Origin of the sequence: Nostoc mirabile CHAB5784 (genome assembly GCF_020829645.1) — a bacterium.
GTDB lineage: Bacteria > Cyanobacteriota > Cyanobacteriia > Cyanobacteriales > Nostocaceae > Nostoc > Nostoc mirabile.
The window spans coordinates 211609-225619 of record NZ_JAIVFS010000002.1 but is presented as its reverse complement, the minus strand read 5'-3'; the positions used below and the strand labels follow the sequence as shown (position 1 = coordinate 225619).

15 protein-coding genes are annotated in these 14011 nt (G+C 42.9%); 6 read left to right on the top strand and 9 right to left on the bottom strand.

Going from position 1 to position 14011, the window contains the following annotated elements; translation table 11 throughout:
* Nucleotides 1-188 precede the first annotated feature (188 nt).
* Together LC653_RS02925 and LC653_RS02920 are read left to right on the top strand one after the other, a co-directional pair.
* A complete protein-coding gene (locus LC653_RS02925) occupies nucleotides 189-908 on the top strand; it encodes a hypothetical protein (protein WP_229492505.1) in 720 nt (239 codons plus the stop codon).
* Between the two features lie 132 nt (nucleotides 909-1040).
* The gene (locus LC653_RS02920; protein ID WP_229492504.1) at nucleotides 1041-1958 is read left to right on the top strand and encodes an alpha/beta fold hydrolase; all 918 of its coding nucleotides are present in this window, start codon (nucleotides 1041-1043) and stop codon (nucleotides 1956-1958) included.
* Nucleotides 1959-2077: 119 nt separating this feature from the next.
* On the opposite strand, the gene tsaD is transcribed toward LC653_RS02920, so the two are convergent.
* Nucleotides 2078-3127: a tRNA (adenosine(37)-N6)-threonylcarbamoyltransferase complex transferase subunit TsaD gene (gene tsaD / locus LC653_RS02915; protein ID WP_229492503.1), complete on the bottom strand. Its 1050-nt coding sequence runs from the start codon at nucleotides 3125-3127 to the stop codon at nucleotides 2078-2080.
* A 377-nt stretch (nucleotides 3128-3504) separates the two neighbouring features.
* On the opposite strand from tsaD, the gene LC653_RS02910 reads away from it, so the two are divergent.
* The 3 genes from LC653_RS02910 to LC653_RS02900 all read left to right on the top strand — a co-directional run bounded on the left by LC653_RS02910 (nucleotide 3505) and on the right by LC653_RS02900 (nucleotide 4981).
* Nucleotides 3505-3999 carry a Photosystem I reaction center subunit III gene (locus tag LC653_RS02910; protein ID WP_229492502.1) on the top strand — a complete coding sequence of 165 codons (495 nt, stop codon included), beginning with the start codon at nucleotides 3505-3507 and terminating at the stop codon, nucleotides 3997-3999.
* 34 nt (nucleotides 4000-4033) lie between these two features.
* Entirely contained in the window at nucleotides 4034-4183 is a 150-nt protein-coding gene (gene psaJ / locus LC653_RS02905; RefSeq protein WP_229492501.1) for a photosystem I reaction center subunit IX, read from the top strand.
* Nucleotides 4184-4459: 276 nt separating this feature from the next.
* On the top strand, nucleotides 4460-4981 hold the full coding sequence (locus LC653_RS02900) for a photosystem I reaction center protein subunit XI (protein ID WP_229492500.1): 522 nt from the start codon (nucleotides 4460-4462) through the stop codon (nucleotides 4979-4981).
* A gap of 95 nt (nucleotides 4982-5076) precedes the next feature.
* On the opposite strand, the gene gmk is transcribed toward LC653_RS02900, so the two are convergent.
* From gmk to tyrS, 6 genes are all read right to left on the bottom strand, one after another.
* Complete coding sequence (gene gmk / locus LC653_RS02895; protein ID WP_229492582.1) at nucleotides 5077-5676, bottom strand: guanylate kinase; 600 nt, start codon at nucleotides 5674-5676, stop codon at nucleotides 5077-5079.
* A gap of 283 nt (nucleotides 5677-5959) precedes the next feature.
* On the bottom strand, nucleotides 5960-6226 hold the full coding sequence (gene remA, locus LC653_RS02890) for an extracellular matrix/biofilm regulator RemA (protein ID WP_012410221.1): 267 nt from the start codon (nucleotides 6224-6226) through the stop codon (nucleotides 5960-5962).
* An 855-nt stretch (nucleotides 6227-7081) separates the two neighbouring features.
* Nucleotides 7082-7531, bottom strand: a complete 450-nt coding sequence (locus tag LC653_RS02885) for a DUF29 domain-containing protein (protein ID WP_229492499.1) — start codon at nucleotides 7529-7531, stop codon at nucleotides 7082-7084.
* Between the two features lie 195 nt (nucleotides 7532-7726).
* Complete coding sequence (locus LC653_RS02880) at nucleotides 7727-8422, bottom strand: hypothetical protein (protein ID WP_308189014.1); 696 nt, start codon at nucleotides 8420-8422, stop codon at nucleotides 7727-7729.
* A complete protein-coding gene (gene pyrF / locus LC653_RS02875; RefSeq protein ID WP_229492498.1) occupies nucleotides 8419-9150 on the bottom strand; it encodes an orotidine-5'-phosphate decarboxylase in 732 nt (243 codons plus the stop codon). Before pyrF ends, LC653_RS02880 begins: the two co-directional genes overlap by 4 nt.
* 21 nt (nucleotides 9151-9171) lie before the next feature.
* Nucleotides 9172-10362, bottom strand: a complete 1191-nt coding sequence (tyrS, locus tag LC653_RS02870; RefSeq protein ID WP_229492580.1) for a tyrosine--tRNA ligase — start codon at nucleotides 10360-10362, stop codon at nucleotides 9172-9174.
* Nucleotides 10363-10535: 173 nt separating this feature from the next.
* Between tyrS and LC653_RS02865 the strand changes: the two genes are divergently transcribed.
* Entirely contained in the window at nucleotides 10536-12461 is a 1926-nt protein-coding gene (locus LC653_RS02865; protein WP_229492497.1) for a transglycosylase domain-containing protein, read from the top strand.
* Nucleotides 12462-12529: 68 nt separating this feature from the next.
* On the opposite strand, the gene LC653_RS02860 is transcribed toward LC653_RS02865, so the two are convergent.
* Both LC653_RS02860 and LC653_RS02855 read right to left on the bottom strand, forming a co-directional pair.
* Complete coding sequence (locus LC653_RS02860; RefSeq protein WP_229492496.1) at nucleotides 12530-12853, bottom strand: DUF1825 family protein; 324 nt, start codon at nucleotides 12851-12853, stop codon at nucleotides 12530-12532.
* A gap of 125 nt (nucleotides 12854-12978) precedes the next feature.
* A complete protein-coding gene (locus tag LC653_RS02855; protein WP_229492495.1) occupies nucleotides 12979-13911 on the bottom strand; it encodes a J domain-containing protein in 933 nt (310 codons plus the stop codon).
* Nucleotides 13912-14011: the final 100 nt, after the last annotated feature.

Sequence of the window (14011 nt, the reverse complement as noted above, 5' to 3'; positions counted from 1 at the left end):
CGCTTAAAAAGCAAACTGCTGTAATTCAAAATTCAAAATGGAAAAACCTAATCCTGGCAATTGCTCGTATAGAGCTAAATGCACGTTAGCTTAGGAGTGAATTGTATACAAGACATTGAGTATTTGAGAAAATTCTCCCCAGTCTCTAGTCCCCAAGTGATGAAAGCAAGCGAGTCTTACCCTTAACAATGGCTTCTGGTTTAAAATCTTCGACACTGGAACTCCTAAAACGCTTTAACCGAGCGTTTCCCCAGTTTTATGAGCAATTCGTCAGCAGTGAGATTCAACTGCAAAATTTGCGGCTAGCCTACCGTCTCTATAAAACTAGACGTGCTGTTATTGAGTTAAAACCTGAAGGTAGCAAAAGTGCCCTGCATTTTGCTTACCGCAACCAGTCTTTTCTTCTCAGCGATATTTTTGGTGTACTAGCAGCTTATGGGTTGACTATTCACGGTCTGAGTCTATACGGTCAGATCCGTCCGCCAATGTTAGTTTTTATTAAACTGTTGGTATCTCGTGGTAGTAAAGCCTTGACCGAGAAAACCGCAGAAAATGTCTGTCGTGCTATTCGCGAAGCTTTAGGAGGTCGGTTTGAGGTAGAAGAGATGCTGGCAGTAGAATTCAATCTTGATACTGGCTTAGAGCAGGTACAAACTGAGTTCTATGTAGATCCGGTCTTTCATCTCCCTGCCCTAATGATTGAAGCCGATAATCAACCAGGATTATTTTACAAAGTGATGTACGCCATCTGGCAGGAAGACCTGCTGGTAGTCAATGCAAATTTACTGGTTTGGCGCGGACGTACACGGCTAATTCTCTACTTGTTGGGGCCCAATGAAAGTCTTATTCCTGAATATCTGGGTCACAAAATTGCTGATGGGGTGCGACAGAGGTTGCTGGATAAATGAAAAAAGTTAGGAGTTAGGAGTTATGAGTTAAAAATTAACAACTCCTGTACAGACGCGATTAATCGCGTCTGTACTCCTAACTCTTCGCACTCCGTATTTAGTCGCACCCGCCCTTAGGGGTACGATATAAGTATGGCAACTATCGAAATCTTGGGCGTTCCACACGCATACGAGCTAACGGCTCCCACTTCCTGCCCCCATGCTTTAGTATTTATCCACGGTTGGCTTAATAGCCGTGGATATTGGCAACCTGTGATTTCCCGTCTATCAGATGATTTGCAGTGCCTTTCTTATGATTTGCGGGGTTTTGGTGAATCCCAGTCTCAGGTAAAAACCGATTTTAGTCGGGCAGAAACGTCTTTGAGCCTGACGCCCATTTCCAGTAGTGCGCTTGGCTCAACAATCGATTCTCTTTATACTCCTGCTGCGTATGCTCAGGATTTAGCAATTCTCCTGAAACAGCTGAATATTAACAGTGCTTGGCTCATTGGTCACTCCTTGGGTGGGACGATCGCTCTTTGGGGAGCAGATCAAATACCTGAGTGTGTTAAGGGAGTCATCTGTATCAACGCTGGCGGTGGCATTTACCTCAAAGAAGCCTTTGAGCAGTTTCGCTCGGCGGGTCAGAAATTTTTGCAAGTCCGCCCGCGCTGGCTATCCCAAGTACCTTTGATTGATTTGCTGTTTACCAGAGCCAGTGTCGCTCGTCCTTTGGGACGCTATTGGGCACGTCAACGGGTAATAGATTTTGTTGTGGCTGACCCAGAAGCGGCTCTGGGAAGTCTGTTAGACTCCACAACTGAAGAAGAAATCAATCGTTTACCTGAACTAGTATCCCAATTGAAGCAACCAGTTTATTTTTTGGCTGGTGTCGAAGATAAGGTTATGGAACCCAAGTATGTGCGCCATTTAGCTAGCTTTCACAGACTGTTCCAATATTGTGGTGACAATGTTCTGGAAATTCCTAATTGCGGACACCTGGCTATGTTAGAACAGCCGGATGCAGTGGCTGATCACATTCGGTCAATAGTTATAGGGCATAGGGCATAGGGCATAGGGCATTGGGCATTGGGCATTGGGCATTGGAGCAAACAGAAAGTTTTTCTCTCCTGACAAATGACAAATGACAAATGACAAATGACCAATGACAAATGACTAATGACAAATGACTACTCAACAGGTTGATACAACTTCATCACCTGGGTAAGGGCTAACCTAGACTCAACGCTTAGTGTGAGGGGGGATGTATGACCACGAGATAGATGTTCGGCGGCGGCACAGCCGATCATGGCGGCATTATCGGTACAGAATTTTAGAGGTGGGAATAGGACGCGTAGGTTATGTTCAACGGCGGCGGCTTGGAGGTTTTTTCTCAAGCCGCTATTCGCTGCTACACCGCCACCAATTGCAATTGTGTCTAGACCATAGTCTAGGGCACAGGCGATCGCTCTTTTTGTTAGCGATCGCGCGACGGTTTCCTGAAAGCTAGCTGCTATATCTGCCACTGGTACTTGTCCACCATCTTTCTCTAACTGCTGCACTAAACGCAATACAGCCGTTTTTAATCCACTAAAACTTGCATCATAACGATGGAACCCCCCACCAGGTAAAGAAACTTTTCCTTCTGGTAAAGCAAAGGCTTGGGGATTTCCCTGTTGTGCTAACTTGTCAATTATTGGGCCACCCGGATAACCCAGCTTTAATAATCGTGCCACTTTATCAAAGGCTTCACCCGCAGCATCATCACGAGTTTGTCCTAGCGTTTCGTAATTACCACAATCTTTGACATAAATCAAGCTTGTATGTCCGCCAGAAACTAATAAACTCAAGAAAGGGGGATTTAAACTTGGTTCGCTCAAATAAGTTGCGTAAATGTGACCTTCAAGGTGATGAACTCCCAAAAATGGTTTGTTGTGTACCATTGCCAGGGTTTTGGCAGCAGTTAACCCCACCAACAGCGCTCCTACAAGTCCAGGAGCAGAAGTGGCGGCAATTGCGTCAATTTTCTCCCAGTCTAGTTGGGCTTGCTCTAAGGCTTGAGCGATCGCAACATTTATCGTTTCCAAGTGTTCACGAGAGGCGACTTCTGGCACTACCCCGCCATACTGCTGATGGACTGGAATTTGCGAGGCTACAATACTGCTACAAACTTTACGATTGTTAACAATTGCGACTGCTGTTTCATCACAACTGGTTTCTATTGCTAAAACGGTTGTCATTGGGAGTGGGGAGTGGGGAGTAGGAGAGACGCGATTAATCGCGTCTGTACTGGGGAGTAGGGAGTTCCGAGTTATGAGTCCTGAGTTTTGAGTAGCACAAACAAAATCTTGCTTGTTTACTACCGGACAATGAAAATTCTTATACTCAGCACTCCATAACTACCCTACTACAACAATTATTATCCTCAGCACTGCCCATTTTCCATTCCCCACTCCCCACTCATCTTAGTTGAGAAGCTTTAACTTTTATTTACTTAAACTTTACTCGGTTCCCACCCAAGAGTATGATGACTTCCTAGTTATGCAAATAAACATTGTACAAGCCGCTTCGTTTTGTACATAAAACTTTTTGTTTTGTAGTAAAAGGAAACAACTCTATGCGACGATTGTTTGCTTTGATTTTAGCGATTTGTCTTTGGTTCAATTTTGCCTCCCCAGCAAAAGCTTTAGGGGCTAATTTGACACCGTGCAAGGATAATCCCGCTTTTCAACAGCTAGCTGCTAATGCCCGTAATACCACCGCTGATCCTGAATCTGGGAGAAAGCGGTTTGAGCGTTATTCTCAAGAGCTATGCGGCCCTGAGGGTTACCCTCACTTGATTGTTGATGGCCGTCTAGATCATGCTGGTGACTTTTTGATCCCCAGCATTCTGTTTCTATATATTGCTGGTTGGATTGGCTGGGTAGGTCGTGCCTATCTGCAAGCGGTCAAAAAAGATCCGAACACTGAACAAAAAGAAATCCAAATCGATCTTGGTTTGGCATTACCCATAATAGCGTCAGGCTTTACTTGGCCAGTAGCAGCACTCCAAGAGTTGTTGTCTGGAAAATTAACAGCCAAGGATACAGAAATTCCCATTTCCCCACGCTAAATCAGCTTAACTAATTGTTTTGGAGACTAAATTCATGGCAGACAAAGAGAACCAATCATCCTATTTGGTTAAGTTTATTACTACAGCGCCAGTGGCAACTACGATATGGCTGTTCATCACAGCCGGTATCTTGATTGAGTTCAATCGCTTTTTCCCCGATCTACTTTTCCACCCACTGCCATAAGTGGAAAATGGGATTTAGGACAGTTGAATGAATGTCTTGTTTTTTGCCTAATATTGTGTAGTTGATATATTCAGCTTATTTAGGCAGAATTATCACTAAAATACGCAGCAAAAATAGTTTTTTGAAACTCGTGATACTGTTTACAGATCGCGAGTTTCACTGTTTTTAAAGTAGCTAAATTAATTTTTCTAAACTTATTAAGCAAAAGCCATCTTTAGCTACAATTATTATTAATATAAAAATGCCACCATTTTAATTTAGAGGCGAACATAAAATATGGCACAAGCAGTAGATGCATCAAAGAATCTTCCCAGCGATCCCAGAAATCGGGAAGTTGTTTTTCCCGCATTTCGCGATCCGCAGAAGGGTAATCTAGAAACCCCGATTAATGCTTCTCCTTTGAGCAAGTGGTTCATTAATAACTTGCCAGCTTATCGTCCTGGTATAACTCCTGCCAGACGCGGGCTAGAAGTTGGTATGGCTCATGGTTACTGGATATTTGGCCCCTTTGCCAAATTGGGGCCACTGCGGGATACAGATAATGCAAACTTAGCTGGGTTATTGGCAGCCATTGGCTTGGTTGTTGTTCTTACGGCGGGACTATCTCTGTATGCCAGTAGCAATCCACCCAAAGCACTTCCTAGCGTTACCGTACCCAACCCTCCGGTAGATGCTTTTAACTCTAAAGAAAGCTGGAACAACTTTGCCAGTTCTTTCTTAATTGGTGGTATTGGTGGTGCAGTAGTTGCTTACTTTTTGACTAGTAACCTGGGAGTAATTCAGGGTTTATTTGGTTAATTTAGAAATGAGGAGTAGCAGTACAGACGCGATTAATCGCGTCTGTACAGGAGTTAGGAGTTTAAATTCATAACTTCTAACTCTTAACTCCTAACTTATTTAAACAAAACCGTTTCAATGTCATTTAAAGCAGTTTCAAAATCGTCATTAACGATTTGAATATCAAATTCATTTGCGGCTTTAATTTCTTCTTGGGCGCGGAGTAGACGACGGGCGATCGCTTCTTCAGAGTCTTGGGCGCGATCGCGTATCCGTTTCTCTAATTCATCAAAAGAAGGCGGTAAAATAAAAATGCTGAAGGCACTGGGGAAGGAAGCACGAATTTGTCTTGCTCCTTCTAACTCAATTTCTAGCACTACCAACTTGCCAAAATGAATTTGGTTAATTACAGCTTCACGGGGAGTGCCATAATAGTTCCCAGCAAATTCTGCCCATTCTAAAAATTCACCTTCAGCAAGTAATTGTTCAAACTTACTGCGGCTGATAAAGTAATAATCTTTGCCATCGATTTCTCCCGGACGGGGAGAACGAGTCGTCACGGATACGGAATAATACAGTTCTGGATGACGTTTTAGGAGCGATCGCATTAAAGTGCCTTTACCGACCCCACTGGGGCCAGTTAAGACAATCAACCTGCCTAAATGTAAGCGTTCTTCGGTAGTAGCAATACTCTGGATGGGTAAAACTGGCATCATCCCCTCAATCTGTGAATCAATCAATAGATATTATTCATTAGTCTTGTGTTCCTGGCCAAGTCCACTAGTACCGCTTTGCGTAATTCGTAATTCGTAATTCGTAATTCGTAATTCGTAATTACTGTTCCGTAAGGGTTTTAGACATTTCAAATGGGTGGCTTATTTACGCCGCGCTGTACTAGTGACTAAAGAATTTGTAGCAAGGGTGACAGAAAACTTGTCTAATTCACATAGTACTGCTGATGTGGTGCAAATAGAAGTGAAATTGTTAATCCACTCTTAATCAATTATCTACAGTTTGATGATCGCGGGAAATCACAAAGCGATTCGCTACCGTTTCCGGCTGAATCGCTGACAGAATTACGTGGCTGGAATCGGTGATAATTACGGCCCTAGTCCGCCGACCGTAAGTTGCATCAATCAGTTGACCCCTGTCCCGTGCATCGGTAATAATCCGCTTAATCGGGGCAGACTCTGGACTGACAATGGCAACTACTCGATTGGCAGACACAATGTTACCAAAACCGATATTGATTAACTGAATCTCCATAAAAAAATGACGCCAAACGCGGTTTGAGAAGCTTGAAGTAAACTTATTTACATGTTATCGCCAAAAAACGGGAGTCACAACGATTAAATTCAAGCCAGCCTTCGTTTTTAAATAATGTCTGCTTTTTTTTCGCTATTTATCAGCTATTTATCCTCAAAATCTTCCCATAGATATAGGCGCAATTACACTGATACAAGCTAGTACCGCAAGGCAGAAGTTAAAAATCACGCATTCACACATTCACGCATTCACGCATAATTGTATTCCGAGCTTCTTGCGCCATTTAAAATGGTATGTTTATTTCCGCGCCCGTTGTACTAGTCCACTGTGCTGGAAGTTTGCCTACCTTTAAGGGCTATACCGCGCAAGAGGATTTCAAAGTAATAAATAGCTCTTAAATAATTCGTAATTCGTAATTCGTAATTCGTAATTCGTAATTCATAATTCGTAATGGGCTTCGCCCCGCAACGCTTTCGTAAATTTTGTTTTGTAATGGGGATTTAACCCCAACACAAAACAAAATTTTTATTGAACCGGGGGACTTAAACCCACGGAACTAGTTAAAGCTCTTATCAATAGAGTTTTTGAGTTTATTCATCAAAAATTTTTTTACTTATCGAACAGAATTCAGGAGTCAGGAGTCAGAATTCAGTTGGGTATTCTGTATGACTGGCGGATGAATAATCGGCGTTTTTGCACCCCCACCAAATTGAAAATTTGGTGGTGCAACAATTCAGTCGCGGGTCTGAATCCCCGACTGATAGCGCAGCGTTAGCGAGTCCGCGAGCGTCTTGATTCTGACTCCTGAATTCTGACTTCTGAATTCTTCTTCAATTTTCTTACTTATACACCTTATCAATAAATAAATGGTGGTAAATAATCCACATCTAAAATTTGCTCAATGCTATAAGGGCAAGTTTGTGGAAAACAATTCAATCCACTTTTCTTTTTTGCTTGTCGTAGCGCATCAATGTAGACTTCTTCAAGTACCGTGAGCAGATAGTTGTAGAGGTTTTTAGATTTGGTTAATTTCCTAAATTCCACCCGAAAATTATCAATTTCCACTTCCCAATGATTTTTACATTCAGGAAGACTCCAATGTTGATACAAAAGCAAATGTTTGAGAAGTTGCAGTAGATAACTTTCAAGCTTGTGTTTCTGTTCATTACCCAATCTTTCAATCTCCTCAATCAAATGATCCCAATCAAGATGCTCTAAATCTCGTTCTTGCAACTGTTTCAACGTAGTTTCTAGCCACAAGTGATAATCCTGTTCATAAATAATTTGAGTAAGTATTTTAGACATTATTTAATATTCTCCTAATTTACGAAGATTTAGAATTAGGTTTTATTGACCGAATAATTCGTAATTCGTAGTTCGTAATTCGTAATTAATAAATTCACTTGTTTCAAGCCCTCCGAAGTTTGGAGCCGAGGAAACCTGCTATCCAACTTCTCTCCGACTTTAGTTATGTGGTAATTACGAATTACGAATTATTAATTACGAATTATTATGACGTACACTTCCAGCTTGACAATCGCGTAACCAGGTTTTAACTCCTTGGGCAACAGTGCCGTTACTACTATCGCGTGGCGGAGATACTGGCTGCTGTCCTGAATAAGAACCAATTTGAGAAAACATCATCACTAAACGCCAACCAGTTTTAGTTTTAGTCAACAATATCCAGTGGAATTCCTGCAATTCTACCGCTTTCTTTCCTATGTATTGCCGCTCCAAGGTAGTAAAGAAAACTTGCTCAACTCCCAATGCAGAACTTTTAGACGCGTCTGCACTATATTCTTCAAGGTTAAGGGGCAAAGGAGTAAACTCAGGTCTTCCTGCCATTAGCATATAACTGTAAACATCACTGCTTCTTCTGAGGCGGCGGGCGCGTTGACTAGCGCGATTAGTATAACTAGGCAAATCTTGCAGTAGCTGTATAGTTAATGTTTCTAAATTTTGCTCAGAACACAAAGACTTCACCCCACCGTTGACATTCTCTTTTTCTGCTAGCGCAGAGAGGTTACGGGTGAGGTTTATCGAGAACGCTGGGTAAGCAAGGCTATTTGATACTAAAACCCAGAAGCCACAAGCTAAAAGCCAACTATAATTTTTCTTTTTGAGCGAAGAGGTAAGATTGTTCTCCCCTACACCCTGCATCCTATCCCCCAGCTTCTTACTGACTTTTAGCTTCATGCCACCGTGGTTAACTCCTCAGAAATCCTTTTCCAGGCTAACTCCGGCTCAGTAGCAGTAGTAATGGGACGCCCAATCACGAGATAATCTGCACCAGCAATAATTGCTTGTGCTGGAGTGAGCGATCGCTGTTGATCGCCTTTGTCTGCCCAAGTTGGTCTAACCCCTGGACAAACAAGCAAAAAGTCATCTCCACAAGTTTGTCGCAACTGTGCTACCTCTTGAGGTGAACAAACTACCCCATCCATACCAGATTCTTGAGCCAGCAGGGCCATTTCTAGAGCATATTCTGGCAATTCCAGAGGTATTTTTAAATCAAATGCCAACTGCCTAGCAGAAATGCTCGTTAGCAAAGTAATCGCAATTAACTTTGGTGGTTGTACACCTGCTTTTGCAGCCCCTTCCTGTGCCGCCTCAGTTGCGGCTTTCAGGGCATCTCTACCAGCAGTAGCATGAATTGTCAGTAAGTCCACCCCGTATCTAGCTGCACTCCGGCAAGCACCAGCAACGGTATTGGGGATATCATCAAACTTTAAATCCAAGAAAATGCGCTTTTGCCGGGACTTTAGTTCTTCTAGGATTTTCGGGCCAGTGCTGGTAAACAACTCTAAACCGACTTTCCAGAAATTAACTTGCGGAAGTTGATCTATAAGAGCGATCGCACTTTGTTCATCTGGCACATCCAATGCCACAATAACTCGTTGTTCTGCCTGTTCACTATTCCCCATTCCCTACTCCCCATTCCCCATTTAAGGCACTAAACGGACAAACTTATTTTTCCCAACTTGTAAAACCTTACCTTGTAACTGGGCAAGATCAGCAAAAGTAGTATCAACATCAGTAATGCGATCGCCATCTAAGCGCACTCCACCTTCTTGAATTTTCCGCTTTCCTTCCCCTGTACTTTTGCACAAGCCAGTGGCATTGAGAATATACGCTAACTTAACCGGAAACTGCGATACCTCAGCTAGAGAGAATTCTGGAACTGCACCTTCCTTACCGCCACTTTGCGCTGCTTCTTTCCCCTCTTGGGCTGCTGTTTCGCCGTGGTACTGTTTGACAACTTCCCATGCTAAAAGTGTCTGGCGATCGCGGGGATTTTCTGGCAGATTATCCAAAGGTAAATCCGTTAGCAGTTCAAAATACTCCTCCAGCAGATTATCTGGAACACCTTGTAACTTCTGATATTTTTGCCCCGGATGTTCCGACAACCCAATATAATTACCTAAAGACTTGGACATTTTTTGCACCCCATCCGTGCCAATCAAAATTGGCAGCAGCATCCCAAACTGTGGCTTTTGACCAAAATGGCGCTGCAAATCTCTGCCCACAGCAATGTTAAATTTTTGATCAGTCCCTCCCAATTCCACATCTGCTTCAACGGCAACGGAATCAAAACCTTGCATTAACGGGTACAGGAACTCATGGATAAAAATTGGATTCTCTTTTCTATAGCGATCGGCAAATCCTTCTTTCGCTAACATCTGCCCCACCGTCATCGTGGAGAGTAACTCCAAAATTTTCTCTAAGTTTAGCCCAGAGAGCCATTCGGAGTTATAACGCACTTCTAACCTTCCTGCTGTGTCAAAATCCAAGATAGGACGTACTTGGTCAAGATAAGTCTGAGCATTTTGGGCTACATCTGCTTCTGTAAGCTGACGACGCACCTCAGATTTACCTGTTGGATCGCCAATGCGTGCTGTAAAATCGCCAATAATCAGAACTGCTATATGGCCTGCATCTTGAAACGCTCGCAGTTTCCGTACTGGTATGCTATGACCAAGATGAATATCAGTACCTGTAGGATCAATGCCCAATTTGATCCTCAAAGGTTGGTTTGTAGTTAACAAGCGCTTTTCTAGACTTTCACTGTTAACATCAGTTGGTTGTGGGAAAACTTCTACCACACCACGACGCAGCCAAGCAAAATCTTGCGTCATACTAGAAAATCCACTGTTAGCTATGTTTTGCACACTAGAAGTTAAGTTGGTTATAAACACTTGCAATTTATCCGCTTTCTCATCTGCCAAACTACTATAATTGCAAAAAATTAACCGCCTTGCTTCACCCAATCAATTACAGTTAAATTTACAAGTGAGGAAGTGAAATAGCCGTGTCGTCGTCTAGGACTTTTGAAGATAAACAGCCACAGCGTCGGGCTTCATCAGGTTTTGAGTTTTTGAAAGGAGTCGGTCAGGTAACTGGCGGTACTCTCCTCTCAATCACCATGCTGGCAAGTTCCATTGTAGCCGGAGGACTGGTTGGTTTAGCCATCAGTTTCCGTAATTTGCCAGATGTAAGACAGCTACGTAACTTCTTTCCCTCAGAAACGACTTACATTTATGACGTTAAGGGCAAACTCTTAACCAGTATTCACGGGGAAGCCAACCGGGAAGTCGTACCCCTAGATAGAATTTCCCCGAATTTAAAACGGGCGGTATTAGCAAGTGAAGATAGCCACTTCTACGATCACCACGGTATTAACCCCACTGGTGTTGGCCGTGCTGTAGTAGTTAACGCTGTAGCAGGTGGAGTCAAAGAGGGTGGCTCTACTGTTACTATGCAATTGGTAAAAAACCTATTTTTGTCTCGCAAGCGTGCCTTTACCCGCAAGTTAGCGGAGGGCGTGCTGGCAATTCGGTTAGAACAAATTCTCACTAAAGACCAAATTTTAGAAATGTACCTCAATCAAGTTTATTGGGGTCATAACAATTATGGTGTACAAACGGCAGCCCGCAGTTACTTTAATAAGTCAGCAGAATATTTAAGCTTAGGTGAGTCAGCAATGATGGCGGGTTTGATCCAAGCACCAGAAGAATTCAGCCCGTTTGCGAGTATGAAGCTGGCAAAACAGACACAAAAAGAAGTATTGGGACGGATGCTGAAATTGAACTGGATTAACCAGTCAGAGTACGACAATGCCCTCAAGCAAGAAATCAAACTTGGTAGAATCAAATCCTTTCAAGGTAGTGCCCTACCTTATATAACCAATACTGTAGCGCAGGAGTTGGCTAAAAAGTTTGGGCGTGAGACACTACTCAAAGGCGGGATGCGGGTGCAAACTACAGTTGATGCCAAGTTCCAAATCATGGCAGAGGAAACTGTCGTTAAGTGGCATAAATCACTCCTTGGGCAAGGATTATCTAAGAATCAAATCGCCTTGGTAGCAATTGATCCGCGCACGCATTTTATTAAAGCCCTCGTGGGCGGTGTAGATCCTAAGACCAGTGAATTCAATCGTGCAACTCAATCTCAACGTCAGCCTGGATCTTCTTTTAAACCGTTTGTATATTATACTGCTTTTGCTACTGGTAAGTATGGGCCAGACTCAACAGTGGTAGATTCCCCAGTCAGCTATCGAGATGGTGACGGTTGGTACTTTCCCAGAAATTATGATGGGGGTTTTAGCGGAGCTATGCCAATCCGCACAGCTTTAGCCCAGTCACGTAACATTCCTGTGATCAAGATTGGTAAGGCTGTGGGGATGAATAGAGTCATAGAAACCTGCCGCACCTTGGGCATTATGAGTCCGATGGAACCTGTTACCTCCCTGCCTCTGGGTGCAATTGGTGTTACTCCCTTGGAAATGGCTAGTGCCTATGCTACCTTTGCTAATTATGGCTGGCAATCTCCACCCACTGTAATTGCCCGTGTCACCGATAGTAGTGGTAACGTGTTATTAGATAACACTCCTAAACCCCAGCGAGTTCTCGATCCTTGGGCATCGGCAGCAATTATCGATGTGATGCGAACGGTAGTTACTAGTGGTACTGGTAAAGGTGCTGCAATAGCTCGTCCAAGTGCTGGTAAGACAGGTACAACTTCCTCAGAAAAGGATATTTGGTATGTTGGCACTGTGCCACAGCTAACGACTGCTGTTTGGGTAGGGAGGGACGACAACAGACAATTAGCTAGCCGTGCTACGGGTGGCGGTATGGTTGCTCCCATCTGGAAAGATTTTATGGAGAAGGCACTTAAGAACGTACCAGTAGAAAACTTCAAGCCACCTTCTCAGTTTTCTCGGCCCAAGTCAAATTAAAGTTAGGAGTGATAAGTTATGAGTTATGAGTTTATTGAGAACTCCTAACTCCTAACTCCTAACTTTTGTTAGGCTTGTTTTTCTAGCTCGGCTTTCATCCGTTCTAAAGTGAGGTGCATTTGGTCAAACATTTGTTGCGGGGTGACACCGAACTGACCTAATTGTGTTTTCAGTTGTTCTACTGTCATTTGTGCCATGAAGTCTTCTGATAGCTCGAAGCGCTTCATAAAGATGCGATACCGATCCATCATGGCTTCCATTTTATCAATAAATAGCTTTTTGCCATCGCGGTCAAATTTGCCGTAGTTATTACCAAGCTTGATTAGTGCTTGATAATCCTCAAACAGCTGTTTTGCTTCTTGCTGAATTATCTCAGAATCGAAGAATCCCATATTGCTTATATTAAACTGAGTGTCCAGACTCAGTAGCTTAATAGTTTTACTTCTATTATTATTTTAGTCTAGGAGAGTAATCTAGTGACGAAGCTTCGGTTTTAGTACGGTTTGTTACCGAAATTTCACCACTTGACTTGAGAACCTTTCCCCTGAGTAAACCGACTTAATAAAGCCGCAATACTCATAGCTTTAGCCATTGATTTAGGATTGGTATTTTCACCAGATTGAATTTTCACTTCGGGAGCGTATTTCAAAGCTAGTGAATTTTGCGGGTTCAGTTTTAATGCTTGACGCATGTAAACCCTGGCCATCCCGATAAATTTCTGTCGGAGATGTACCAAACCTAATAAGGCATAATAGTCGCTGTTATTTGGCTCTAATTTGATGGCATCGCGCAATTCTTGCACGGCTAGGGGCCACTTGGCTAGCCTGACATACTCAATAGCTCGTTGGTAGTGACGTTGAGCGTAGTTTGTCAAAACTGGTTTGACATCAATTTTTTCATCTGATGTCAATTCACCTGGCTTAACTTCTACCTCCGGGAGGATGCTAACAGCTTTTTGCGTTAATAGGAGGTCTGGTTTATGCAACCGTAAGTATACTAAATTCAGTGTACTAATTTGTTGCGTCACCTGATAAAACTGCTCTAATGATTTGTATTGATCTTCTGCATAGCAGGCGATCGTTTCTTCGTAAAACAATTCTGCTTGGGGTGTAGACATTTCCATAATTTTCTGAGCTATGGCACTTTGAGAAGACAAAGGCTTCTGCTCCAAAGCAAATGCAAGCGATCGCAGCATAGCGATGGCAATCAAGCGCTTCTGTTGATGTTTCAGTTGTTCATAAGCTGGATTGATTAAATGGCTAAATATTGCCGTTGCTAATTCTGGGTTTGGATTGCAGCTTTTGGCATGGCGATCGGGATGTAGCAGCTTCGCTAAAGTGTGATAGCGTTTTAAAATCTGGCGATCGTCAGCAATTACAGAAATTCCTAGCACAGCGTAAGGATCACAAAGCTGTTGAAGCCATTTTGGCGGTAGGAAGGTCTGTGACATAGTAGTAATAAAGCTGTTAAAAACTTAAAATTAGCATCAAAGCTCAATGCACAGTCATGTGAAACTTACTCAAATTTCTTCAAATACTAAATTGTGTGTG